The organism is Winogradskyella ouciana (assembly GCF_965284585.1).
Taxonomy (GTDB): domain Bacteria; phylum Bacteroidota; class Bacteroidia; order Flavobacteriales; family Flavobacteriaceae; genus Winogradskyella; species Winogradskyella ouciana.
In genome coordinates, this window is the sequence record NZ_OZ260095.1 from 3,375,145 (window position 1) to 3,398,659 (window position 23,515).

Consider the following 23,515-nt stretch of genomic DNA (forward strand, 5'->3'; position numbering starts at 1 on the left):
CCCTGATTTATTCAGGGCTTTTTTATTTTATGAAATAATAAGGAAGTTATTCTAGCGCTTTTAACAAATCTCGAAACTCTAGCTTTTGTTGTTCGCCAGTAGCCATCTTTTTTAATGAGAATGTATCAGACTTCAATTCTTCCTCTCCCACCAAAACCACAAAAGGAATATTACGTCGGTTGGCATAAGTCATTTGTTTTTTCATATGTTTACCTGAGGTAACCGCATCAGGATATATTTCTGCTTTTATACCATTGTCCCTAAGTTTGGAAACAGCCTCTAAGGAAACCATGGCTTCTTTATCACCAAAACTAATAAACAACACCTTAGTTGCTTCAGTAATGGTCTCAGGAAATAGCTGTAGTTCTTCCAATACTAAATAGATGCGATCCAAACCAAAGCTAACCCCTACTCCACTCATATCTTTCAATCCAAAGATTCCTGTTAGGTCATCATAGCGACCACCTCCACCAATAGAGCCCATTTTAACACCTTCTGGTGCGGATACTTCAAAAATGGCACCTGTATAATAGTTTAGTCCTCTGGCTAATGTAACATCCAGCTGAAGCTTGGCTGTTTTGAGTTTTAGTTTTGAAATAGCTGAATTAATGAATTCCAGTTCCTCTATTCCTGTTTTACCAATTTCTGAAGTACTTAAAATAGACTTTAAGCTTTCTACCTGGTCACCGAAATCTCCAGATAAAGAAAATAAAGGTTGAAGTTTGGCGATTCCATCTTCTGGAATGCCTTTGCTTCGCATTTCCTCTTTTACCTTCTCCTCTCCTATTTTATCTAATTTGTCTAAGGCTACCGTAAAGTCTATCAATTTGTCTTGTGCACCAATAACTTCGGCTATACCAGATAAAATCTTTCTATTATTGATTTTAATGGTTACACCTTCCAACTTTAAAGCTAAAAAGACCGCATCGTACAATTGCACAAATTCAACTTCTTGAAATAAGGATGTTGAACCCACAACATCAGCATCACACTGATAAAACTCTCTAAAACGTCCTTTTTGTGGACGGTCTGCGCGCCAAACCGGTTGTATTTGATAGCGTTTGAATGGAAATTCTATCTCATTTTGGTGTTGTACCACGTAACGAGCAAAAGGGACTGTGAGATCGTAGCGAAGGGCTTTTTCTGAGATTTTTGGAGTAATTGAACTTTCCGATTTAGAATTATAGTCTTCATCAGAGATTTTCTTCAAATATTCACCACTATTCAAAATCTTAAAAATCAAGCGGTCACCTTCATCTCCATATTTCCCCATTAAGGTTTCTGAGTTTTCAAAACTTGGTGTTTCAATAGGTTGAAATCCATAGAGCTGAAACTGTTCCTTAATCGTTTCCATAATATAGGAACGTTTTGCAACCTCTTCGGCATTAAAATCCCTGGTTCCTTTTGGTATACTTGGTTTTTTTGACATAACATTTCCCGTGAAAACGGAAATCTCTTTAAATGAAACTTAATTTAATTTGAATTCAATTGTCACACTAAGCGCAGTCGAAGTACTTTTTAATGAACAACACTGATGTGCCTCGACTGCGCTCAGCATGATAGCAGTTTAAAATTCAACATTCATCACAAAAATATTATAAATTTTAGAGGCATACCCAAGTAATTTCATTTTTATAGTAACTTTATGCGGTTTAGAACGTCTTATGGTTTTAAATAACCCAACTAACTTTAGATACAACTATGTTTTCACTGGCTAAAGAGAATATTAAAATTGCTTTCGGTTCTATTAAAAGTCAATTACTACGTACTATTTTAACGGTATTGATCATCGCTATTGGTATTATGGCTTTGGTAGGTATTCTTAGTGGTGTGTCAGCTTTAGAAAACACCATTTCAGGTAGTTTTTCTTCTATGGGTGCCAACACCTTCAATTTTCAGCGCTATGAGTTTACCAATCAACGCCAAAGTAGTAGGGAACGTCAAAAGATAAATCCAGTTATTAATTACAGAAATGTAAAGGAATTTGAAGAAAACTACGATTATCCATTCACAAAGGTCGCAGTATCATTTATGGGTACTTTTGCCGCTGAGGTAAAGTACGAAAACCAAAAAACAGATCCCGAAGTTGCCGTTATTGGTTCTAATGAAAACTTTATTGAAAATTCTGGTCTCGAGGTGGCAAATGGTCGCTCACTTAACTTCTTTGACATAGAAAATAGTAGTTCGGTTTGTGTTATTGGTAGTGATTTGCAAAAAGCATTGTTCCCAAATGAAAACCCGATTGACAAAACCATTAGCATAAGAGGCTCAAAATTTAAGGTTATTGGTGTGTTAAAGGAAAAAGGCTCAACCTTTGGAAATAACCAGGATTTAAGGGTTATTATGCCGATACAAAAGGCACGTTCTATTTTTACCAATCCTAACATCAATTACACGCTTAGTGTAAAAGTTGAAAAAAACGATATGCTAGAAGGAGCGCAAGAGGATGCTATCTTAACCTTTAGAAATATTAGAGGACTCAACCCAATAGAAGAGAATGACTTTGGCATTGAGCGAAGTGATGACTTATTGAATCGTGTTGCTGAAAATACCAGCACACTCTACATTGCAGCATGGATAATAAGTATCATTACAATTTTTGGCTCCACTATTGCCTTAATGAACATTATGCTAGTTTCCGTTAGTGAACGTACTCGAGAAATCGGTGTACGAAAGGCTTTAGGTGCCAAACGCAGAACCATTGCCTTTCAATTCTTTATGGAAACTGTTATTATAGGTCAATTAGGTGGAATTTTAGGTATTTTTCTGGGTATTTTAATAGGTTGGGGCGTTGCCAAAGGGTTTGAACTCGATTTCTCCACACCTTGGGTCGCTATGATTTGGGCAACGAGTATAGCCTTTATAGTTGCTGTGATTTCAGGGCTTTATCCTGCAACGAAAGCCGCACGATTAGATCCTATTGAGTCTTTACGTTATGAGTAAAAGTTAGAATTTTTGAAAAACTTTTTTCTAATATTAAATAACTTTTTCAGAAACCTCCTTTTAGATGATGTTGATAAAGATTACGGCATATCTTTACCTTATCGATTGAAACCTCGCACTTTTAGGCAGTTAAAAGATGTGATAAAACAAAAAAGAGCCCAAGAACAAAATGAGCAAAGTAGAGGTATTTAGTTATTGCCTTTTATCAATTTCTCAAAATACTGAAACAGTTCCCCTTTTGTGATGTTTGCACCTTGCTGTATCAGTTTAAAAATATCTAAGTGTTTATCGTCTGAATAGTCTTTTTTCGCATTGAAAAATTCGATATCGTCTGAGAGTAAATTATCTCTAAGCCACTGAAAACCATCTTTTGTAGTTAAATCGACTTTATTCTCTTTTACTTTTAATGCAATAAGATGCATATCTTTTTCCTTACACTTAAACAGATGAATCTGGTTTGGAGAGATATGCTCCAAGTATTCTACCTTATCCAAAACTCCATACCATACCAAATCGCTAAATACGTCAAGTTCTTGCTCAGCAGCTTCTGGTTTGTTCTTTTTTATATCTTCCCATTCATCAGCTGTGATGGACTGTGTTGCCAAAAAATTGATAAATTCTTGGTGTAATTCTTCAAATTGTTCTTTTGTTAATCTCGCGTACTTCATAATCTTATATCTTAATTAATCGCTTTATAAGCTTCAAATGGTCTGTCTGTTGCCAAAACATCTGCACCAAATTTGTGCCAACGCTTATACATCTCGTCGCCTCTAACTTCCGCTTGTTTGTCTAAGTTACCTAGAGTACCTAAAATGCAAACTATATTTTCATCATGCAACCTTTTGTACAATGACACATTAGATAAACGTGTTCCTGTAAAGGCTATCATATTTTCGGTTGGAATTTCGGTTTGGAGCAATCTATCTAATTCCTCATGATTTCTTGTTGATACAGACAGTAACAATTCTGGTGCCAATTTATAAGCAGATTGTGCCTGTACAACATCATAAGTAATTATAATACTATTGTCTTCTGCCATCGCCTTTTTAATAGTATCAATCACATCTTTTTGACGCACGCTGCGTTTAATATCTACAGTTAAGATTGCATTATTAGTTTTGCACCAATCCAAAACCTCAGAAAACAATGGAATTTTAAAATTGGTTTGATTTCCGAAGTCATCAATGAGATTATAATTTTTTATTTCATCGTAAGTTAGATTCTTTACAGAGCCGCTTCCATTGGTAGTTCTATCTATGGAATTATCGTGCATTAGTATGAGCTGTCCGTCTTTGGTTTGAGCTACATCCACTTCAAAAATCGCAGAAATACTATCGTTTATGTATTGTATGGTCTCTAAACAATTCTCAGGATAATTTTTTAAACCTTTTCCGCCACGATGTACACTAATGTTGGGATAATCAGATTTTGAAGCTCTAAATATCTCAACTGGTTTAGATTTTTCCGTGTAGGTTTTTTTATCACTCTTACAATTGGTAAAAACGAATAAAACAGATAGAAAAAGTACGTATTGTAACTTAAATTTTTTCATAAAAAATGCGCCCTTAAACAAGAGCGCAAATTTAATTAATTATTATGTGTTTTGCGATTAGAAAATATATCTAATTCCGAATTGCGCCTGCCACCTAGACAATAAACTTACATCCGCACTAAATGTCTCTTCTAAATTACCGTCAAACGTGTAAGTTGGGTTATTGTTACCATCTACAGAAACTCCTAATGGTTGAATACTGTTAGGTACCTCAACAACTCCCCATTCACTATTAAGTAAATTACCAACATTCAACACATCTGCACTTAACTGAATAGTATGTGTTCTCTCACCTATCTTAAAGTTAAAATCTTGAAGAATTTTAATATCCCAACGACCTCTCCATGGAGATAGAGCACCATAACGTTCAGCATAACTACCTCGGTTTTCACTTAAATAATCATCTTGTTGAATATAGGCTTCAAAAGCTTCAGCTTGTCCTGCACCAGAAAAGTTCATTTGTTGTACCTCTCCACTGGTAGGAATGTATAATAAATCGTTGAAATTAGAGCCATCTCCATTTAAGTCACCACCATAAGTATAACTAAATCTTCCACCACGAGCATATTCAAAAAATGTTGATATCGTAGTTGCAAATTTACCGTTGCCATATTCAAATTTCTTAGAACCTACACCTATAAATCGGTGTTTGTCACCATATCTAGAATGAGATAACACATCATCATTGGCATTGCCAGAAATCGCATTACCAGCAAAAGCATCACCAGTAATTTCAGCTTCAATTGAATTAACATCCTTTGCATCTAAATAGTTATATGCTAAACTTGTATAAAATCCACCTCCAAAGGTTTTTTGAGCTTTTAACGTTCCATTCCAAATTCTTCCTTTATCAGAATTGGTAAATACATAAGCGTTAGTAGGTCCTCCGAACTCATTGGTTGCGATGTCTGAAGATTCATAAACCGGTCTGTTGTCAACACCTTGTAATGTACCAGAAGGATCATCCAATGCCCAATTTTGTACATGTGCACCATTTATATCTTTAGTGTATGAAATGTCTGCCGATAAAGTTAAACCATTTTCAAAACGATGATCTGCACCTATATTACTTCTCCAAACCTGTGGCCATTTAAAATCTGGATCAACCACTTGATAGAAGAAAAAGTCAACACCTTGTACTTGGTTACCTAACCAAACAAATGGGAAACGACCTGTAAAAACACCTGTACCACCTCTAACTTGAGTGGTATTATCTCCATTTACGTCCCAATTAAACCCTAATCTCGGTGAAATCAATAATTCATTAGAAGGTAGTGTTGTAGAATCTAGATTAACCATCTCACCTGTATCTGGATCAAAATAATCTATCGTAGGCTGATAAGTACCTCCTGAGAAATCAGCAGGATTAAACGGACCACCTTTTCTATCTATATTTTCCCTGATTTTATCAGCGGTGTCAAAGTAAAGCGGTCTATCGAATCTTATACCATAGGTCAATTTAAAGTCTTCGGTAATATTCCATTCGTCCTGAGCATAAAAAGCCAATTGTCCTACGTTAGTTTCTGCCAAAGCCCAACCGCCTGGATTACCTACACCAGCTGATTCTAACGCATTGTGATTGGCAATAGCCATATCAAATAAATCTTGATAAAAAGCGACTAAATTTGCTTCTGCACCAGGATCTCCAGCTGCATCCCTAAACGACTGAATATCTGCAGTTGGGAAAAACACTCCCTGAGCACCATAAGCTCCTAAATTAAATGAGTTATCAAATTCAAACTTTTCGTAAGAAATACCAAATGTAAACGTGTGATCTCCTTTAACCATGTTTAGATTATTGGTAAACTGAAACACTTTTTGGTCTAGGGTATTATTGATAGAGAATGGTTCATGACCAGCAATAATATAGTTTGCACCTCCATTAGTTATAGTGATCGTTGGAGCTGGTGTAGAAAATGGATTTCTAAAGTCATCAAAATGTGTGTAACCTATTTGAAGTTTGTTACTTATGCCGTCATCCAAATCACTATTTAATTCTAGTTGAAAAGAATCAATGTTATTGTTTATTTGGTATCCAGCATTTTGAAATTGTAACTGATTTGGACCAGGCCCTCTAAAGCCTAATGCCGAAGGGTGCGCAGGTTGCTCTCTAGATGCTTCCAAAAAGTTGTATATAAATGCAAGTCTGTTCTTGTCATTAATGTTCCAATCTAATTTAAAAATACCTTTTGTAGAGTTGCTATCAAAAGTAAAGCCTTCGTAAGCACCAGGATTGTAAAATTCACCATTTCCTATAGATACTTGTCTTAAGATATTATCAACCAGCATAAAATCGGATTCTAATACACTAGACTCGCCTGCTGCATTACCGCCATTTCCTGGAAAGAAACCGTTTGTACCTAAATCCGTACGTTGATCTTTCTCAAAATTAATAAAGAAAAACAGCTTATTTTCTACCAAAGGCCCTCCAAGGCTAAAGCCAAATTGGTTTTGCTCTAAATCTGGTTGCAGTACATCATCTCCGTTGACTTGACTACCAGTAAGGCTTTCATTTCTTGAAAATCCATAAACGGTTCCATGGAATTCGTTTGTTCCACTTTTTGTAACCGCATTAACACTTGCACCTGTAAACCCAGATTGGGTAACGTCATAAGGTGCTAACGATACTTGAATTTGTTCTATCGCATCCAATGAGATTGGCTGTGCTCCACTCTGCCCTCCTGGTGTTGGCGAATCTAACCCGAACGGATTATTAAAAATAGACCCATCTAATGAAAAGTTATTAAACTGATCGTTTCTACCACCGAAAGAATTTCCTGTTGAAGATGGTTCTAAACGTGTAAAATCTGACGCAGACCTAGATATGGTTGGTAATCTCGTAAGTTCCCTACGGCCAACACTTGTTTCCGCACCTGTTCTATCACTACTAAATGTACCAGATGAACTAGCTGTAATGACTACAGTATCTAATGCTTCATCACCAGGTGTCATTTGATGATCTATATTTTCTGTCTTACCTAAAGTTAAATAAATGTCCGAAAATACTTTTTCGGTATAACCTACATAAGTTATGGTTACCGTGTAAGGACCACCGACCCTAAGGTTTAATAAATTGTAGCGGCCTTCAAAATTTGAAATCGCACCATACTTTGTACCTGTAGGTGTATGTATAGCTACAACATTTGCTCCAGGTAGTGGTTGTCCTTCTTCGTCTTGTATAAGACCTTTGATGTTAGATGTCGTTACTTGTGCATATGAAAACGATGCAAAAAGTAAGCAAATAACCAGAATTGAATGTTTCATGAGAAAGTTATGAATTAATTGTTTAGTGATTATTAGTTGACGTAAATTTAATAATAAAAAAAAGAGCCTCTAAAAAGAGACTCTTTATTTATTAACTAAATACTTCTGTTATTAACTTTCTGCGATAACCTCAAAAGTAAAATCTACTGTTACAGATCTATGTAATCTAATTTCAGCATCGTACTGACCTAAACGCTTAATGTTACCACCTTGAATAGAGATAAACTTCTTTTCAATTTCGTGACCTTCGTTTCTAAGTGCATTAGCCAAATCCATATTGGTAATAGATCCAAATAATTTGTCGCCTGCCGTAGCACCAGTACCAGCTTTTGCTGTTATCTTAATGTCTAATCCTTTTAGAGCTTCAGCAGTTTTTTCTGCTTCGGCAATAATAGATTTTTCTTTATAAGCTCTTTGCTTTAAGTTTTCTGCCAATACTTTCTTAGCAGAAGCCGTTGCCATTACAGCTTGGCCTTGAGGAATTAAAAAATTTCTACCATAACCGTTCTTAACCGTTACAATGTCGTCTTTAAATCCTAAGTTCTCAACGTCTTGTTTTAATATAAGTTCCATTGTTATGATATTTTTATTTTAATAAATCAGCAACATATGGCATTAAAGCTAAATGTCTAGCTCTTTTTACCGCCACAGATACTTTTCTTTGGTATTTTAATGATGTTCCTGTTAAACGTCTTGGTAACAATTTACCTTGCTCGTTTACGAAACTCAATAAAAAATCTGGATCTTTATAATCGATATACTTAATACCAGACTTTTTAAAACGACAATACTTCTTTTGCTTTGTAGTTTCTATATTTAAAGGAGTAAGATATCTGATTTCTCCGTCCTTTTTTCCTTTAGCTTGTTGTTCTATAGATGACATAATTACGCTTTTTGTTTGTTTCTATCTCTTCTCTTATCAGCCCAAGCCGCTGCGTGCTTGTCTAATTTCACAGTTAAGTAACGCATAAAACGCTCATCACGTCTAAACTCTACTTCTATTTGCTCGATGACTTCACCAGCAACAGTGTAATCAAATAAGTGATAAAAACCACTTTTTTTGTTTTGGATTGGATAAGCCAGCTTTTTTAAGCCCCAATCTTCCTTGGCTATCATCTTCGCACCTTTAGAAACAAGAAAATCTTCGTATTTCTTTACTGTCTCCTTTATCTGATCTTCAGATAAAACGGGATTTAAGATGAAAACAGTTTCATAACGATTCATAAATATTTGTTTTTTGTTGTTAAAACGGCTGCAAAAATACACATTAATTACTATTCTACCAACGATTTATAGTGTAAAATTTCAAAATATTCAACTACTAAAGATTGTGTTAAATTTTACAGTTTGTCGGTAAAATTTGTTTTTTAACCGAATTTATCGTACTATTGTCGATATCTTAACCTAATAAAATATTAATGTTATGACTTTAAACTGTGTAGTTGTTGATGATTCTGCGATTCAACGTCTTTCTATAGTAAAGTTAATCGAGAATCATTCTTCGCTTAACCTTATTGCAGAATACAGCAGTGCGTTAGAAACAAAAAACGGTCTTAATACCCACAAAGTAGATCTTATCTTCTTAGATATAGAGATGCCTGTATTAAACGGTTTTGAACTCTTAGATGTACTCAACAACAAACCCCAAATTATTTTTGTTACAGGTAAAACGGAATATGCTTTTAAAGCATTTAATTACGACGCTACCGACTATCTTCAAAAACCAATCACTAAAGAACGTTTTAATACTGCCGTAGAAAAAGCTATTGAGCAGCATAAGTTGAAATTAGATTTCAACGAAACGGATGGTGAACACATCTTTGTGAAAAGTAACCTTAAAAAACGTAAAGTTTACATTAAGGATATTAAGTGGATTGAAGCCTTAGGCGATTATGTAAAAGTTGTAACAGAAGAAAATAGCTTAGTGGTATTATCTACCATGAAAGCTTTTGAAAAGGAATTACCAGAAGGGAAATTTTTAAGAATTCACAAATCTTATATCGTGAATTTAGACAAAATTGACCGTTTTAACAGTAAAAATGTTGAAGTTGGTGCTTACGAAATTCCATTGAGTCGAAATAAAAAGACACAATTGGTTGATGCTTTGAATAATATGTAAACCATTATTTTATCATTTAAAGCATTACATTATAATTTATTGAAAATCCCATCAGAAATGCTGGGATTTTTTACTTCAAAAAAATTTTATTTTAGATTCTGAAACAAGTTCAGAATGACAAATTGCTACTTAATTATTACATTTTAATGGGATTTTTTTAGTTGTACTTCATAAAAAACACTTCGGGATATACACCCCTAAAGCCCCCTCAAGAAGACACTTTAGAACAATTGTCCCCTTGAGGGGACTTTAGGGGTGTTTCTAGTAATTATCCACATTCAAAACCACTCGCACTGATCTAAAATCCTTTACGGCATTAAAGCTATTATCAATCTTTAAAATAGCCTCTTTAGTTTTAGCTAATGATTGCTTTTGTGGAATCTTAACAAGGATATTTTTATTGTAAAGGTTTCTAATCCTTGAAATAGGTGGAAATTCAGGCCCAAGGACATTAGCTTTAAACACCTGTCGAAGTGATTTTGCGTACCAATCTGCTGCCAGATTCACTCTGTTGTAGTCTTTATGTTTAAAGGTTATTTTAATCAATCTATAAATCGGTGGATATTTATAGTTATATCTATCATTCATCTGCTCAGCATACATGTCCTTGTATGCATTGGTAGAAACTTGCTGAAGAATATTGTGATGAGGGTTGTAAGTCTGAATCAATACCTTGCCTCTAATATCAGTACGTCCTGCCCTACCCGAAACCTGAGCCATTAATTGGTAACTACGCTCATGCGCTCTAAAGTCTGGAAAATTCAATAGGTTGTCAGCATTCATAATACCAACGAGCTTAACATGTCTAAAGTCTAATCCTTTAGTAAGCATTTGCGTACCTACTAAAATATCGACTTCGCGTTGCTCAAAACTATTGATGATTTTCTCGAAACCATACTTACCTCTTGTGGTATCTAAATCCATTCGAGCTACTTTCTTTTCTGGGAATAAAACCTTCACCTCTTCTTCTATCCGCTCGGTTCCGAATCCTTTGGTATCTAACGTCGCATTTCCACAAGCCTGACAGCTCTTTAGCATTGCCGAATTATAACCACAATAATGACAACGTAACTGATCTCTATACTGATGATACGTTAAACTAACATCACAATTTGGACATTGTGGCGAATTACCGCAGGTTGTACATTCAACTATAGGTGAAAACCCTCTTCGGTTCTGAAATAATATAATCTGAAAGCCTTGCTCCAAGGTTTCAGTCATTTCTTCAATCAGTCGATCCGAAAAATGACCTTTCATGCGTTTACGTTTATACTTATCTGCCAAATCTACTAACTCTATATCTGGCATTAGTACATTGTTGTATCGTGTTTTTAATTCTATTAGCCCATACTTACCTTGGCTGGCATTAAAATAGCTTTCCAAACTTGGTGTAGCCGAACCTAAAAGTGTTTTAGCGTTATGCATATTCGCTAATACTACAGCTGCATCCCTAGCGTGGTAACGCGGTGCAGGGTCGAATTGCTTATAGGATTGCTCGTGCTCTTCATCAACAATAATTAAACCTAAATTTGAAAATGGCAATAGCAATGCAGAACGCGCACCTATGACCACCTGTGCTTTTTCGGAATTATTGAGCAAATTATTCCAAACCTCAACACGCTCGTTACCGGAATATCGACTATGAAACACAGCGACCTTTTCTCCAAAATAATCTTGTAAACGTTGTACCAATTGGGTTGTCAATGCAATTTCTGGCAACAAATAAAGGACTTGTTTTCCAAGCTCCAATTGCTTTTCAATAAGCTGAACATAGATTTCTGTTTTACCAGATGACGTTACTCCATGCAATAACGCAACAGATCTGGTGTTAAAGGCTGTTTCTATTTGATTAAAAGCTTCGGTTTGTGCTTCATTCAAAATTTTAGAATCGGCATCACCTTCACCTTCAAATTGAATACGGTCTGTTTTGATGTGATATTCCTCTAAAATCCCTTTATCAATGAGTGCTTTTACCGTAGCTGAAGACGCTCCACTTCGTTTTACCAATTCTGAAACTTGTATGGGTTTGTTTTCAGAAGCCTCTAAAGTGAATAGCGTTAAAATTACTTCACGCTGTTTTGGCGCTCTACTGAGTTCATCCAATAATTCTTGAAGTTGTTTTTCGGATTTATGATGTTCATGAAGTTTTACATAGCGAACCAATTTAGGCTGATACTTTTCATAAAGTTCTTCTTGCAGATTGAGAACACCTTTTTCAACCAAACCATTAATAACAGGTAGTACACGTTTTTTATCTAAAATGGAAACCACATCCTGAATCTTTAAAGAAGACTGATATTGCAGAGCTTCGTAGATTAAAAACTCGTCATCCTTTAGCTCTAGATCATTGACTTCATTTTTTTCGTTCTTAGAAATGATGGTTTCACTTTCTAGTATAAAAGCGTTTGGCATTGCGGCACGCATAACTTCACCTATACTGCACATATAATAGCTGGCAACCCATTCCCAATGTTTTAATTGCACTTCAGTAACAATTGGTTGTTCATCTAAAATCTGATGGATGGTTTTTGCTTCGTATGCTACTGGTGGATTTTTATGAATACTATAAACTAAAGCCGTATAGATCTTACTCTTTCCAAAAGGAACCGCGACTCGCATTCCTACTGTAAGAAATTCTGCTTCAGCCTCGGTAATGTGATAGGTAAATGCTTTTTGAAGCGGAATAGGTAGTATGACGTCCAGGAAATAGGTCATACTATTCGCCTTTGTCTTTTTTAGGGTACTTTCTTAAAAACTGCAAAGATGCATTGAGCTCATAGCCCAGAAGTAGAATGTTGGAGTTTAACCATAGATAAAACAGTAGTATCAATAGCGCTCCAACCGAGCCATATAATTCGTTATATCTTCCAAAGTTTTCTATGTACAATCCAAATAGAAATGAGGTTAGTATAATCAACAAGGTGGTCAGTAATGCACCAACGGAAAAAAACCTGGAATGGCGTCCTTCCTTTGTTCCAAAATAATACAGTGTTGCTGTTGCAAAGTATATAACTATAACAAAGAACAAGTATTTGGCAAATACTATCCATCCCAATTCCTTACTTGGGTCCACTCCAATTTTGCCACCAAAGCTTTCGTAGAGCGGTAGGATAACATATATCTGAACATACCCAAACACGGCAACCGACAGTATGAGAATAAATGCAAGTATGAGTGCAATACCAAGTGCGAACATGTATTGCTTAAACACATTTCTATAAACTTGCCTATGGTAAGAGCTTTCAAAACCAGAAAAAACAGCATTAACACCATTTGCCATTAAAAAAACGGACAATACAAATACTGTTGAAATCAATTCTGCACTGGTGTTGTTTTGAATGTCCTCAAAAATATAACCGAAAAAGAAGTCTGAAGTTTGAGGAGGTAAGAACGAATTAAGAAACTCTAAAAAGTCGGTTTCAAATCCTTCAATTGGTATTTCTGGGATTACAATGATTACAAACAACAAAAACGGAAAAATCGCCGTAAAAAAACTAAAGGCAATAGCACTGGCTCTTGTGGTGAGTGCACCTTTAATTATACCCATCACATAAAGCTCCAGCAGATCGTAAATAGATAACCCTTCAAAACCAGGTAACCTTATCTGCTTAAAAAAACGAGCGATTAGATTAAGAACAGGAATTTTATCGAGTTTATCTTCAATATGTTTTGTCATATTATACTGCCTTTAGGCTCAAATCCATATTATACACCGAATGCGTTAATGCTCCTGATGAAATATAATCCACACCACATTCGGCATACTTTCTTAGGGTATGTTCATTTATTCCACCAGAAGATTCCGTTAGACATTGGTCACCTATTAACTTTACAGCTTTGCGTGTGTTTTCGTAATTAAAGTTGTCTATTAAAATTCTGTACACACCTCCACAATCTAAAATCTCTTTGATTTCATCAAGATTACGAGCTTCTACGATTATTTTTAAATCTCTATTGGTGTCTTTTAAATATTGCTTGGTGAGGTTAATAGCCTTAGTAACACCACCAGCAAAATCAATGTGGTTATCCTTTAGCATTATCATATCATAAAGCGCGAATCTGTGATTTTCTCCACCTCCGATTTTTACAGCCCATTTTTCTAACGCTCTAATACCAGGAGTGGTTTTTCTGGTGTCTAAAATCTTGGTTCCTGTACCTTCGAGCAAATCGACAAACTGCCTTGTTTTGGTTGCAATAGCACTCATACGTTGCATGGCATTTAAGACCAAGCGCTCCGCTTTGAGAATGGACTGTGAAGCTCCTTCAATATAAAATACAATATCACCATGCTTTACTTTGCTTCCGTCCTTTATTAGGGTTTCAACTTTCATATCGGCATCTACATAAGCAAACACGTGTTTTGCAAATTCAACACCAGCAATTATACCTTTATCCTTAACCAATAATTTAGCTTTTCCTTGAGCTGACGCAGGAATACAAGCCAATGAACTATGGTCGCCATCACCAACATCTTCGCGGATGGCATTGGCTATGATTAATCCTATTTCTTTATTGAATTGTTCTTGTGAAATCATGAAACCTAATATTTACTGTAAAAATAGGAATTGAAAGGTTAAAACTTCAAAAACTAAATACCAAATTCCAAAAAAGCATAACTTTGAAACCATGAACATAAAACTCATAGCCATAGGCAAAACCGACAATAAAAATCTTCAAGCTCTTATTGACGATTATAAAAAACGTCTTGGACACTATATAAGGTTTGAGTTTGAGATCATACCAGACCTAAAAAAGGTTAAACATTTGTCTGAAGCTCAACAGAAAGTTAAGGAAGGTGAACTCATACTTTCTAAGACCGAGAAATCAGACATACTTATTCTACTTGATGAAAACGGTAAGCAAATGGATTCGGTGGCTTTCTCAAACTATTTACAAAAGCACATGAACTCTGGTATAAAAACCCTAGTCTTTGTAATTGGTGGCCCTTATGGGTTTTCTGATGAAGTCTATAGCAGATCTAACGGAAAGTTAGGTTTGTCTAAAATGACATTTTCGCATCAAATGGTTCGGGTGTTTTTTATAGAGCAATTGTATAGAGGCTTTACGATTTTAAGGAATGAACCTTATCATCATCGTTAGTAGCTAAAATCAAACATGTTGTTCGGATGCATTCAATAAGTCATTGACGCTCGCTCTAAATACTTTGTATGAATCTGATTCCTTTTCTTTCGGAGTAACATTTTCCAAGTAGGACTCAAGCAATATTCTGCTATTCATAACTTGTTTAACATTACCAGAAAAGTCTAGCATTGCCATAGACCAATCACTCCATATTTTTTGCTCAGTTGATTGCTCTAAAAGAGTTATAACCTTAAAATGTCTTTTATCTGCCTTTATCTCCTTATATAGATCTATAATAGCATCCTTTGGTCCCTGTATGAGTTGAATAAATTTATTATCAGCATAAACAATACATCCTGTAATTTTAAGCCTTTTGTTTTTACGCTTGGCTTTCATGAGCATAAGCTCTATATCCATTGGCGCGAAATGAGACTGGGATTTTGATTGGTATATTATGGAATAGTACATTTTTTTTAACTACTAAATTTTAAACTGCCATTAATAAACTAGGATTAGACACACATTGCGATGGCAGCACTCCAAATTTTTGTTTAAATATTTTACTGAAATAGCTTCTGCTTGAGAACCCAATACTATATACCAACTCAGAAACATTATAATCCGTTTCTTTTATAAGCTGTGCGGCTTTGTCTAAGCGTTTGTCTCTGACATACGAAGAAATTGTTGCATTAAACAGATAATTAAATCCTAATTGCAACTTAGCTGGATTAAGCCCAGATATTTTCACTAATCTATCAATTGATAGATTCTCTGTTATATTTGAGTTTATAAAACTTTCTAAAGCTACCACTTTATCCAATTCTGAAGGTCTTAAGGGAGCTTCAATACCGTTAGTCTTAGAATCCTCTTGGTGTCTCTCCCATTGCGATGCCATAATATTTAAAATAGCGGCTTCAATAAACAATAAATCTGAAGATGACGGATTATTGTTATCTATAATTTTTTTGGCATAGATCGCTGGTTTAAAACAGATTCGACCTAAATATCTAAAATCTTCTTGTTTAAAATTATTTGATAATTCCTTAACTGCAGCTGTTCTTAAATCCAAGTTTTTATCCTCATCAATAATCCTCATACTATATGTATTGTCAAAAATTATAATACAAGCTTTAACAGGAACTCCACTTAAAAATGTAATGAAATTTGTCGTCTTTGGTGTTCTGCCAAATATAGAATTCTGACGAAAGGATATACATTCTAGTCTAGAGTTATTTAAAAATTTTTGCTTTACATGACCTTCCAGGCAATATATAAAGTCAATATTATGAGAAGTTTTGTTCTGAAGACTTATGCTTTGATCTTCACTAAAAACCACATTAAACGTAATCGCAGAAATAGAATCAGAAATTCTAACAATTGATATAGAACCGTTACCAAAAGTCGTACTAAGAGTCATACTAACATAACTCTCATTAAAATAATGACTTGCATCTGAAAAAGCCGATAAAGACTTAGTTATCTCACCAATATCTGACCCAACGATATTTACATTTGTCATTAAAAAAACCGTTTGTTTAATCATTAAAGATATGACTTTAGTAAAAAATAGTAAAACATTTAATTTACCAGAGTTAAAATAAATTATAAATTACTGTATTTCAACTATATATGAAATATATTGTTTTAGGCTAATTAATAAATCTAAGCACAGAGAACGTTAAACAAAACTCTATTCTGAGCATATTTCTTAATAGACTTTATAAATCTCTTTCCGTTTTTCCAATTGTCTTTTTAGATCGCTAATGGTTTGATTAACTGCCAACTCATAGGTGTGCTCATTTGAGGTGGCAAACAGTCTCGGGCCAGGTAAGCTCAATTCTATATTACAGATTTTTCCGGCATCATGGTTTTTGTCATTGTGTTTTATATACACTTGCGCGGAAATTAGAAACTCATATTTATTAGCTAATTTATCCAATCTTTCTTGGATGTATGTAGATAACGCTTCACTTACATCTGTGTTTACATACTGAAAATTTACTGTCATAATTCCTCCTTTTTTAAGTTAATATTAGCTAACTCTAAGATACAAAATTTAAAGCTTTTTACCATTGACATTTGTCATAAAAAAGGATTAAAATTATAAATGCCTGAAAACCTGAAAGACAAAATTTATTGTAGTATTGTGGTACCGTTGATACTTGGAAGTAAAAACTTAATTCCTATAAAATAAATTTATATTTGGGTTAAATTCTTAATCCATGCAACTCGTCTTCGCCACCAATAACCAAAACAAGCTAAAGGAAGTACAAGCTTTAGTACCTAAACATATCAAATTATTAAGCTTGGCAGATATCCTTTGTATTGAAGATATCCCAGAAACACAACCTACCATAGAAGGCAATGCCATACAAAAGGCAGAATACGTTAAAGCCAATTATGGCTACGATTGCTTTGCAGATGACACAGGTTTAGAGGTGGAAGCCCTAAACGGTGAGCCTGGTGTGTTTTCAGCGCGTTATGCTGGTCCGGAACGTAATGCAGAGGACAACATGAATAAGTTACTAACGGAATTAGAAAACAAAGACTCCCGAAAAGCCCAATTTAAAACCGTCATCGCCTTGCACCTTAACGGAAAACTCGAAACCTTTACAGGCATTTGCAAAGGTGAAATCACCAACAAAAAACACGGTGACAAAGGCTTTGGCTACGACCCTATTTTTAGACCAGAGGGCTATCAAGACACCTTTGCCGAAATGGACCTAGAACTCAAAAACAAAATCGGACATAGAGGAAAAGCAATTGCATCGCTCATCTCTCATCTAAATACATTTCAATAATGAAAAAGCACTTATGTATATTGTTGATACTGCTTACAACAATTAAAGTATCAGCCCAAGACCACTCTAAAACACCAGAAACAAAACCACTGGTCATTGGTGAAACGGTAACATTTCATTCTTCAGTCCTAGATGAAAACCGTACCCTCAATATCTATTTACCCCAAAACTACGTCGCGGACTCTACCAAAACCTATCCCGTTATTTATTTGTTGGATGGCGCTTTAGACGAAGATTTTATCCATATCGCTGGGATTGTACAATTCGGGTCGTTTTCTTGGATTAATATGGTACCAGAATCCATAGTTGTGGGCATTGCCAATGTGGACAGAAAACGGGATTTCACCTACCCAACCACTATCGAGCAAGACAAAAAAGACTTTCCTACATCTGGCAAATCCGAGAATTTTATCAATTTTATCGAAAAAGACCTTCAACCCTTTATAAAAGCACATTACAGAACAGAAGGCACTAGAACCATCATTGGGCAATCCTTAGGAGGCTTATTGGCCACAGAAATCGTGTACAAAAAACCTGAGTTGTTCGATAACTACATCATTGTAAGCCCAAGCTTATGGTGGGACAATCAATCACTTTTACAATTAGAGCCTAAAGCTTATCATTCTGAAAAGCAAATTTATGTCGCTGTAGGTAAAGAAGGTGAAATTATGGAACGTGATGCCAAATCCCTATACCAAAACTTAGAGGCCAATAAAAAAGAAAACACCAAAGTGTACTTTCAATTTTTAGAAGCACAAGACCATGGCGATGCTTTGCACTTAGCGGTTTATGGTGCTTTTGAGGTGTTGTTTGAAAAGGAGGACTGATTTATTGACATTCTTAAAGCAAAAAGTTAACTTCGCGTAATAGACGTTGGCAATAATATAACTGAACCCAAAAAACATTGAGAAAATATCTGAAATTTTTGACTTTAATTATATTCGTAATGAGTTATAGTTGTGCCTATGAATCGCAAAACAGAGACAAACTCGAATCGTCTTTTGAGGACAACTTTGGATTTAAACCACCTGAATCTATAAAGAAAATTAAACTTAAAAACCGAGGCTATTTTGATTTTCAAGTTCATTACATGTCATTTACGTATGACTCAACTGTACTGGACAAAATTATTGCGCACGACCAACCCCTGAATATTGCCGAAAGGAATAATGTGAAATTTGGAATTATAATTGAGGAGTTGGAAAAAGACGAAAACCCACCAAGTTGGTTTGATTTACCTAATGAAAATGTTGACCGAATTTATTATAAGAATGATTTTTTAGACCATTCATTTAGTGAATATTATTTGTGGACTGATAAAGAAACTGAAATGACGTATTTATATGTTCATTTCTTTGATTGAAAATAAAAATACTATTGTAAACTTAAGACGTGTATAATTAATTGCTAGGTCACTGCCGACTTACGAAAATTCCGCTGGAATTTTCTATCTGTGATTTGTTTGCTAAATTAGTTGCTTAAACACGCAACTAACCATACACAAAACCGATAAAGTCAACCTATCCTGAGTTTGTCTAAATATTAAAACTGAACTTTTCTAATCGTTGGCAATAATTAATGAAACTCAAAAGAAAAACAAAGTTTAGGATTCTTATTTTACTATTAGTTCTTCTGAGCTTTAAGGTTATATACCATAAATATCTTTCTTCCGAAGCTTACATAAAAAAAACGACTGGAATATACCTTCCATTTTGGACAACAGCTAATCAAACTGCAACGACGGAAGTTGCTGTTATAGGTAAGTTTCAAATACCAGAAAGCAAAGTAGAAGAGTTTATTTCTAAAAACAAATTAAAAAAAGCGACTGATATTAAAGATATTAAGATTGGTTTTTACTATATACTCAAAGAAAAGAATAGACCAAATAATAAGATAAATGGAAATTGGTTTCTAATTGACGACTGCAAGCCAGGAAATGCTTGGAGAATTCTTCTAAATTCTGAATCTAATGATTTGTGGATATTAGTTAGGTTCCCTGACTGGTCAGGTGATGGACCAGATTGTAATAAGAATAAAGTATAAATGGATAGTGCTGAAAAACTATATGATTATCTGATTTTAAAATTACCTGATTCTGTAAATTTTAGAGATTTATATAACCTGTGCTTTTCTCTATTTTGTACTCTTGATGTTCTGCCTGAGAACTTAAGGTCGTTGAAAATCACTAAAAGTGTTTTAGCTCTAACATTTATGAAAATCTCAGTTACAAAGAATGTTTCTGAATATATGAATGAAAGTGATTGGATTGAACAAATTGATAACTTTTTAAAAATTGATAATAATTATCCGAATCACGAAAAAGCTCTAATATTACTCGGAACTAATCTTACACAAAACCGATAAACCCACCCAAAAATTGCCAATCCAATTAATTCACCTACCTTTGCACCTTCAAAATCAAAAGATTGTATTTTGAGTACTCCTCAGAGTGAGGATGTGTTACCAGAAGTCTAAGGTTTAAGTATGTCGATACGCTTCTTATGTAACACTGCATAACGTTATCGAATACTTACTTATTAGAATGAACACATTCCAAGAATTGGGTCTTAATGAAGACCTTCTTAAGGCTATTACGGATTTAGGTTTTGAAACACCTAGTGAAGTCCAAGACAAAGCCATCCCAGTTTTATTAGAAAAAGAAAGCGACCTTGTGGCACTGGCACAAACAGGTACTGGTAAAACGGCAGCCTTTGGTTTCCCGATGCTACAAAAAATTGATGTAGATAGTAGAACCACACAAGGGCTTATCCTTTCACCGACGCGTGAGCTTTGTTTACAGATTACCAACGAACTTAAGCTTTACGGTAAATACTGTAAAGGCTTAAACGTTGTTGCCATTTATGGTGGCGCAAGCATTACAGACCAAGCCAAACAGGTAAAGCGTGGCGCACAGATTATTGTAGCAACACCAGGTCGTATGAAGGATATGATCAGTAGAAAATTGGTCGATATCTCTAAAATTCAATACAGCGTATTGGATGAAGCTGATGAAATGCTCAACATGGGCTTTTATGAAGATATTACTGATATTTTGTCTCATACTCCAGAAGATAAAAGTACATGGTTATTTTCGGCAACAATGCCTAAGGAAGTATCTAGCATTGCCAAAAAATTTATGTACGATCCTATTGAAATCACTGTAGGAAACAAAAACGAAAGTACCAGCAACGTTTCGCACGAGTATTATTTAGTCAATGCTAGAGATCGTTATCAAGCCTTAAAACGTTTGGCTGATGCCAATCCAGATATATTTTCTGTAATTTTCTGTAGAACAAAACGCGATACTCAAAAAGTAGCTGAAAACTTAATTGAAGATGGTTACTCTGCTGGAGCATTACACGGAGATTTAAGCCAAAACCAACGTGATTTGGTGATGAAATCCTTTAGAAATAAGCAGATTCAAATGCTTGTGGCTACAGATGTTGCCGCTCGTGGTATCGATGTAGATGACATTACACACGTTATCAATTACCAATTACCAGATGAGATTGAAACCTATACACACCGTTCTGGTCGTACAGGACGTGCTGGTAAAACTGGTGTCTCTATGGTGATTGTGTCTAAAAGTGAAGTTAGAAAAATAAAAAGCATAGAGCGAATTATTAAAAAGCAGTTCGAAAAGAAAGACATTCCTTCAGGTATGGAAATCTGCGAAGTGCAATTAATGAGCTTAGCAAATAAAATCCATAACACAGAAGTCAGCCATGAAATTGATAAGTATCTAGACAGTATCAACGAACTGTTTGAAGATACCGACAAAGACGAATTGATTAAAAAATTCTTCTCGGTGGAATTTTCGCGCTTCTTTAATTATTACCAAAAATCGAAAGATTTAGCCGTTACGGATTCGAGAGACTCTGATGGAGGCCGCGATTATGGTAAATCATCAGATGACACGCGTTATTTTATCAACGTAGGTCGCAAAGATGGTTACGATTGGATGAAACTAAAGGATTTCTTAAAAGAAGTTTTAGAACTAGGCAGAGATGATGTCTTTAAAGTAGATGTAAAGGATAGTTTTTCATTCTTCAATACCGAAAAAGCACTTCAGGAAAAAGTATTGACATTCTTTACAGATTACAAACACGAAGGTCGTTTTGTAAATGTAGAGGTCAGTGAAAACCGAGGCCGTAGCGGAGGTGGAAGACGAGATAAAGGTCGTGGAAGAAGTGATAGACGCTCTGGTGGTGGAGGTCGCAGACGCGATGATAAACCAAGAAGCGAAAGACGTTCTCGCAGAAGCGGTGATTCAGACAGAAACGATAGAAAGCGTTCTGATAGTCCAAAACCGAGACGTTCTAAGTCGGCTTCTGACAGACCAAGACGCTCTAGACGTTAATAAAATTTAAAATCACACAGACTAAATTCCAATATGTACTACATGTATTGGAATTTGATTTTTAGTTTATGTTTTTTGAGATTTAGGGCATAGCCCTATTTTGTTAATATTAAGTCAAATCGCAATAGCGATATGTTAAAATCCGTTTTGTTTAGTACCTTTACAACGTAATTGACACAAATGCGGTATTTACTAATTATATTATTTTGTTTTACTACAGTTTACAGCTATAGCCAAGACAGCACAGCCACAAAAACTCCCGAGACGGTTAAAGGAACTATTGTAAGTTCTACATCAGAAGAGCCTTTAAGTGATGTTAATATTGTGAATATTAACCAAGTTGTAGGTGTGGCTACGGATGAAAACGGTGAATTTGAGATTAAGGCTAAAGCCAATGATACCTTGCACTTATCGTATCTAGGCTATAAATCCATCAAAGTTCGCGTAACCAACGACTGGTTAAAATTTGGAAATACTGAAATAGTTATGACCGAATTGGCATTGGCACTTGAAGAAGTGACGGTAAAATCCCTTGAACTTACGGGTTATTTGGAAGTGGATATGAAACAGGTTCCTATTCGCAACAATAATCAATATAGAATTTCTGGTTTATACGGTAAAGCTTATGAAGGTGGGAAACCTAATATTGCCACCAAAGTCTTGGGCGCAATCTTCAATCCTGCAGACTTCCTCTATAATATGTTTGGAAAAAAACCAAACGAGATGCACAAGCTTAAAAAGATTAAGGAAGATGACGAGATTAGAAATCAGCTCGCTAAGCGTTTTGATAGAGAAATGTTGATGGTATTGCTTCAAGTCACCAAGTACGATTTAGATGAAATCGTTAACCAATGTAACTACTCAAAAGACTTTATAAATACGGCTAACGATCTTCAAATTTTAGATGCCATAAGTGAATGCTACGAAGAATACAAAGTGATTCAGCGTAGTAAAGACCGTAAAAAGAAAAAAGATAAGGCTTAATTCCTATTTGCTGGAATGAAGGGCAACTCTATTGCCTTCGGTATCTATAAAAGCTCCCATAAAACCGTGTTCGTCTGAGATTTTAGTTTTTGGCTGATAGATTTTTCCGCCTGCATCTTCTATCCTATCCAATTCATTCTGTACATCCTCACACATAAAATAGACTAAAGTCCCTTCTTGACTTGGAATATAAGACTCTTGCTTAATTAATGTGCCTGTGGCACCATGACCATCATTGTGATTGGGGAACCAACCCATTAACATACCGCCAAAATCCACTTCCTGAATTTCTACCTTAAATACGGTTTCGTAAAACTTTTTTGCACGACTCATGTCGTTAACCGGAATTTCGAACCATCCTATCATTTTGCTATTGTTTATTTTTTATTCTTATTGTTTATTACTTCTCT

At 35.1% G+C, this 23,515-nt stretch carries 24 protein-coding genes; 10 read left to right on the plus strand and 14 right to left on the minus strand.

The window, feature by feature from the left end:
• Positions 1 to 46: 46 nt before the first annotated feature.
• Positions 47 to 1,429 carry a histidine--tRNA ligase gene (hisS, locus tag ACQ65V_RS14990; protein ID WP_430468546.1) on the minus strand — a complete coding sequence of 461 codons (1,383 nt, stop codon included), beginning with the start codon at positions 1,427 to 1,429 and terminating at the stop codon, positions 47 to 49.
• A gap of 272 nt (positions 1,430 to 1,701) precedes the next feature.
• Here hisS and ACQ65V_RS14995 point away from each other — a divergent pair, with 272 nt between their 5' ends.
• On the plus strand, positions 1,702 to 2,943 hold the full coding sequence (locus ACQ65V_RS14995) for an ABC transporter permease (protein WP_430468547.1): 1,242 nt from the start codon (positions 1,702 to 1,704) through the stop codon (positions 2,941 to 2,943).
• Between the two features lie 188 nt (positions 2,944 to 3,131).
• On the opposite strand, the gene ACQ65V_RS15000 is transcribed toward ACQ65V_RS14995, so the two are convergent.
• The 6 genes from ACQ65V_RS15000 to rpsF all read right to left on the minus strand — a co-directional run bounded on the left by ACQ65V_RS15000 (position 3,132) and on the right by rpsF (position 8,983).
• On the minus strand, positions 3,132 to 3,611 hold the full coding sequence (locus tag ACQ65V_RS15000) for a DUF6495 family protein (RefSeq protein WP_430468548.1): 480 nt from the start codon (positions 3,609 to 3,611) through the stop codon (positions 3,132 to 3,134).
• Between the two features lie 11 nt (positions 3,612 to 3,622).
• Positions 3,623 to 4,495, minus strand: a complete 873-nt coding sequence (locus ACQ65V_RS15005; protein ID WP_430468549.1) for a glycerophosphodiester phosphodiesterase family protein — start codon at positions 4,493 to 4,495, stop codon at positions 3,623 to 3,625.
• Between the two features lie 57 nt (positions 4,496 to 4,552).
• The gene (locus tag ACQ65V_RS15010; protein ID WP_430468550.1) at positions 4,553 to 7,759 is read right to left on the minus strand and encodes a TonB-dependent receptor; all 3,207 of its coding nucleotides are present in this window, start codon (positions 7,757 to 7,759) and stop codon (positions 4,553 to 4,555) included.
• A 111-nt stretch (positions 7,760 to 7,870) separates the two neighbouring features.
• On the minus strand, positions 7,871 to 8,332 hold the full coding sequence (gene rplI, locus ACQ65V_RS15015; RefSeq protein ID WP_155089548.1) for a 50S ribosomal protein L9: 462 nt from the start codon (positions 8,330 to 8,332) through the stop codon (positions 7,871 to 7,873).
• A gap of 13 nt (positions 8,333 to 8,345) precedes the next feature.
• A complete protein-coding gene (gene rpsR / locus ACQ65V_RS15020) occupies positions 8,346 to 8,645 on the minus strand; it encodes a 30S ribosomal protein S18 (protein WP_273289456.1) in 300 nt (99 codons plus the stop codon).
• Positions 8,645 to 8,983: a 30S ribosomal protein S6 gene (gene rpsF / locus ACQ65V_RS15025; RefSeq protein ID WP_155089546.1), complete on the minus strand. Its 339-nt coding sequence runs from the start codon at positions 8,981 to 8,983 to the stop codon at positions 8,645 to 8,647. Before rpsF ends, rpsR begins: the two co-directional genes overlap by 1 nt.
• A gap of 199 nt (positions 8,984 to 9,182) precedes the next feature.
• Here rpsF and ACQ65V_RS15030 point away from each other — a divergent pair, with 199 nt between their 5' ends.
• Positions 9,183 to 9,878 carry a LytR/AlgR family response regulator transcription factor gene (locus tag ACQ65V_RS15030; RefSeq protein ID WP_076620930.1) on the plus strand — a complete coding sequence of 232 codons (696 nt, stop codon included), beginning with the start codon at positions 9,183 to 9,185 and terminating at the stop codon, positions 9,876 to 9,878.
• Between the two features lie 261 nt (positions 9,879 to 10,139).
• Here the strand turns inward: ACQ65V_RS15030 and priA are convergent, their stop codons facing one another.
• From priA to nadC, 3 genes are read right to left on the minus strand one after another with little or no spacing between them, the layout of a single operon-like run.
• Positions 10,140 to 12,593: a replication restart helicase PriA gene (priA, locus tag ACQ65V_RS15035; protein ID WP_430468551.1), complete on the minus strand. Its 2,454-nt coding sequence runs from the start codon at positions 12,591 to 12,593 to the stop codon at positions 10,140 to 10,142.
• Between the two features lies 1 nt (position 12,594).
• Positions 12,595 to 13,554, minus strand: a complete 960-nt coding sequence (locus ACQ65V_RS15040; protein WP_430468552.1) for a YihY/virulence factor BrkB family protein — start codon at positions 13,552 to 13,554, stop codon at positions 12,595 to 12,597.
• Between the two features lies 1 nt (position 13,555).
• Complete coding sequence (gene nadC, locus ACQ65V_RS15045) at positions 13,556 to 14,413, minus strand: carboxylating nicotinate-nucleotide diphosphorylase (RefSeq protein ID WP_430468553.1); 858 nt, start codon at positions 14,411 to 14,413, stop codon at positions 13,556 to 13,558.
• Positions 14,414 to 14,504: 91 nt separating this feature from the next.
• Here nadC and rlmH point away from each other — a divergent pair, with 91 nt between their 5' ends.
• Complete coding sequence (rlmH, locus tag ACQ65V_RS15050) at positions 14,505 to 14,978, plus strand: 23S rRNA (pseudouridine(1915)-N(3))-methyltransferase RlmH (protein WP_273289400.1); 474 nt, start codon at positions 14,505 to 14,507, stop codon at positions 14,976 to 14,978.
• 9 nt (positions 14,979 to 14,987) lie between these two features.
• Here rlmH and ACQ65V_RS15055 read toward each other — a convergent pair whose 3' ends face one another.
• The 3 genes from ACQ65V_RS15055 to hpf all read right to left on the minus strand — a co-directional run bounded on the left by ACQ65V_RS15055 (position 14,988) and on the right by hpf (position 16,968).
• Positions 14,988 to 15,428: a BLUF domain-containing protein gene (locus tag ACQ65V_RS15055; protein ID WP_430468554.1), complete on the minus strand. Its 441-nt coding sequence runs from the start codon at positions 15,426 to 15,428 to the stop codon at positions 14,988 to 14,990.
• A gap of 19 nt (positions 15,429 to 15,447) precedes the next feature.
• Positions 15,448 to 16,479: a helix-turn-helix domain-containing protein gene (locus ACQ65V_RS15060; RefSeq protein WP_430468555.1), complete on the minus strand. Its 1,032-nt coding sequence runs from the start codon at positions 16,477 to 16,479 to the stop codon at positions 15,448 to 15,450.
• Between the two features lie 189 nt (positions 16,480 to 16,668).
• A complete protein-coding gene (gene hpf, locus ACQ65V_RS15065) occupies positions 16,669 to 16,968 on the minus strand; it encodes a ribosome hibernation-promoting factor, HPF/YfiA family (RefSeq protein ID WP_155089540.1) in 300 nt (99 codons plus the stop codon).
• A gap of 214 nt (positions 16,969 to 17,182) precedes the next feature.
• Here hpf and ACQ65V_RS15070 point away from each other — a divergent pair, with 214 nt between their 5' ends.
• The 7 genes from ACQ65V_RS15070 to ACQ65V_RS15100 all read left to right on the plus strand — a co-directional run bounded on the left by ACQ65V_RS15070 (position 17,183) and on the right by ACQ65V_RS15100 (position 23,105).
• Positions 17,183 to 17,761, plus strand: coding sequence for a non-canonical purine NTP diphosphatase (locus tag ACQ65V_RS15070; protein ID WP_430468556.1), 579 nt, complete (start codon positions 17,183 to 17,185; stop codon positions 17,759 to 17,761).
• On the plus strand, positions 17,761 to 18,588 hold the full coding sequence (locus ACQ65V_RS15075; RefSeq protein ID WP_430468557.1) for an alpha/beta hydrolase: 828 nt from the start codon (positions 17,761 to 17,763) through the stop codon (positions 18,586 to 18,588). Before ACQ65V_RS15070 ends, ACQ65V_RS15075 begins: the two co-directional genes overlap by 1 nt.
• Positions 18,589 to 18,707: 119 nt before the next feature.
• Complete coding sequence (locus ACQ65V_RS15080; protein WP_430468558.1) at positions 18,708 to 19,124, plus strand: hypothetical protein; 417 nt, start codon at positions 18,708 to 18,710, stop codon at positions 19,122 to 19,124.
• Positions 19,125 to 19,339: 215 nt separating this feature from the next.
• Positions 19,340 to 19,804 (plus strand): hypothetical protein, encoded by a 465-nt coding sequence (locus tag ACQ65V_RS15085; protein ID WP_430468559.1) that lies wholly within the window; start codon positions 19,340 to 19,342, stop codon positions 19,802 to 19,804.
• 168 nt (positions 19,805 to 19,972) lie between these two features.
• Entirely contained in the window at positions 19,973 to 20,125 is a 153-nt protein-coding gene (locus ACQ65V_RS15090; RefSeq protein ID WP_430468560.1) for a hypothetical protein, read from the plus strand.
• A gap of 178 nt (positions 20,126 to 20,303) precedes the next feature.
• A complete protein-coding gene (locus ACQ65V_RS15095; RefSeq protein ID WP_430468561.1) occupies positions 20,304 to 22,121 on the plus strand; it encodes a DEAD/DEAH box helicase in 1,818 nt (605 codons plus the stop codon).
• Positions 22,122 to 22,301: 180 nt separating this feature from the next.
• Complete coding sequence (locus tag ACQ65V_RS15100; protein WP_155089536.1) at positions 22,302 to 23,105, plus strand: carboxypeptidase-like regulatory domain-containing protein; 804 nt, start codon at positions 22,302 to 22,304, stop codon at positions 23,103 to 23,105.
• 3 nt (positions 23,106 to 23,108) lie between these two features.
• Here ACQ65V_RS15100 and ACQ65V_RS15105 read toward each other — a convergent pair whose 3' ends face one another.
• The gene (locus ACQ65V_RS15105; RefSeq protein ID WP_430468562.1) at positions 23,109 to 23,471 is read right to left on the minus strand and encodes a VOC family protein; all 363 of its coding nucleotides are present in this window, start codon (positions 23,469 to 23,471) and stop codon (positions 23,109 to 23,111) included.
• Positions 23,472 to 23,515: the final 44 nt, after the last annotated feature.

Excerpts from the sequence above, each read along its gene's own strand:
- rplI (WP_155089548.1), bottom strand. The coding sequence starts at position 8,332 with ATGGAACTTATATTAAAACAAGACGTTGAGAACTTAGGATTTAAAGAC.
- ACQ65V_RS15000 (WP_430468548.1), bottom strand. The coding sequence starts at position 3,611 with ATGAAGTACGCGAGATTAACAAAAGAACAATTTGAAGAATTACACCAA.
- ACQ65V_RS15075 (WP_430468557.1), top strand. The coding sequence starts at position 17,761 with ATGAAAAAGCACTTATGTATATTGTTGATACTGCTTACAACAATTAAA.
- rlmH (WP_273289400.1), top strand. The coding sequence starts at position 14,505 with ATGAACATAAAACTCATAGCCATAGGCAAAACCGACAATAAAAATCTT.
- ACQ65V_RS15095 (WP_430468561.1), top strand. The coding sequence starts at position 20,304 with ATGAACACATTCCAAGAATTGGGTCTTAATGAAGACCTTCTTAAGGCT.
- hisS (WP_430468546.1), bottom strand. The coding sequence starts at position 1,429 with ATGTCAAAAAAACCAAGTATACCAAAAGGAACCAGGGATTTTAATGCC.
- ACQ65V_RS15040 (WP_430468552.1), bottom strand. The coding sequence starts at position 13,554 with ATGACAAAACATATTGAAGATAAACTCGATAAAATTCCTGTTCTTAAT.
- ACQ65V_RS15085 (WP_430468559.1), top strand. The coding sequence starts at position 19,340 with ATGAAACTCAAAAGAAAAACAAAGTTTAGGATTCTTATTTTACTATTA.
- ACQ65V_RS15090 (WP_430468560.1), top strand. The coding sequence starts at position 19,973 with ATGAAAATCTCAGTTACAAAGAATGTTTCTGAATATATGAATGAAAGT.
- ACQ65V_RS15010 (WP_430468550.1), bottom strand. The coding sequence starts at position 7,759 with ATGAAACATTCAATTCTGGTTATTTGCTTACTTTTTGCATCGTTTTCA.
- ACQ65V_RS15105 (WP_430468562.1), bottom strand. The coding sequence starts at position 23,471 with ATGATAGGATGGTTCGAAATTCCGGTTAACGACATGAGTCGTGCAAAA.
- ACQ65V_RS15005 (WP_430468549.1), bottom strand. The coding sequence starts at position 4,495 with ATGAAAAAATTTAAGTTACAATACGTACTTTTTCTATCTGTTTTATTC.
- rpsF (WP_155089546.1), bottom strand. The coding sequence starts at position 8,983 with ATGAATCGTTATGAAACTGTTTTCATCTTAAATCCCGTTTTATCTGAA.
- ACQ65V_RS15060 (WP_430468555.1), bottom strand. The coding sequence starts at position 16,479 with ATGACAAATGTAAATATCGTTGGGTCAGATATTGGTGAGATAACTAAG.
- ACQ65V_RS15030 (WP_076620930.1), top strand. The coding sequence starts at position 9,183 with ATGACTTTAAACTGTGTAGTTGTTGATGATTCTGCGATTCAACGTCTT.
- priA (WP_430468551.1), bottom strand. The coding sequence starts at position 12,593 with ATGACCTATTTCCTGGACGTCATACTACCTATTCCGCTTCAAAAAGCA.
- hpf (WP_155089540.1), bottom strand. The coding sequence starts at position 16,968 with ATGACAGTAAATTTTCAGTATGTAAACACAGATGTAAGTGAAGCGTTA.
- ACQ65V_RS15055 (WP_430468554.1), bottom strand. The coding sequence starts at position 15,428 with ATGTACTATTCCATAATATACCAATCAAAATCCCAGTCTCATTTCGCG.
- nadC (WP_430468553.1), bottom strand. The coding sequence starts at position 14,413 with ATGATTTCACAAGAACAATTCAATAAAGAAATAGGATTAATCATAGCC.
- ACQ65V_RS14995 (WP_430468547.1), top strand. The coding sequence starts at position 1,702 with ATGTTTTCACTGGCTAAAGAGAATATTAAAATTGCTTTCGGTTCTATT.
- ACQ65V_RS15100 (WP_155089536.1), top strand. The coding sequence starts at position 22,302 with ATGCGGTATTTACTAATTATATTATTTTGTTTTACTACAGTTTACAGC.
- ACQ65V_RS15070 (WP_430468556.1), top strand. The coding sequence starts at position 17,183 with ATGCAACTCGTCTTCGCCACCAATAACCAAAACAAGCTAAAGGAAGTA.
- ACQ65V_RS15080 (WP_430468558.1), top strand. The coding sequence starts at position 18,708 with ATGAGTTATAGTTGTGCCTATGAATCGCAAAACAGAGACAAACTCGAA.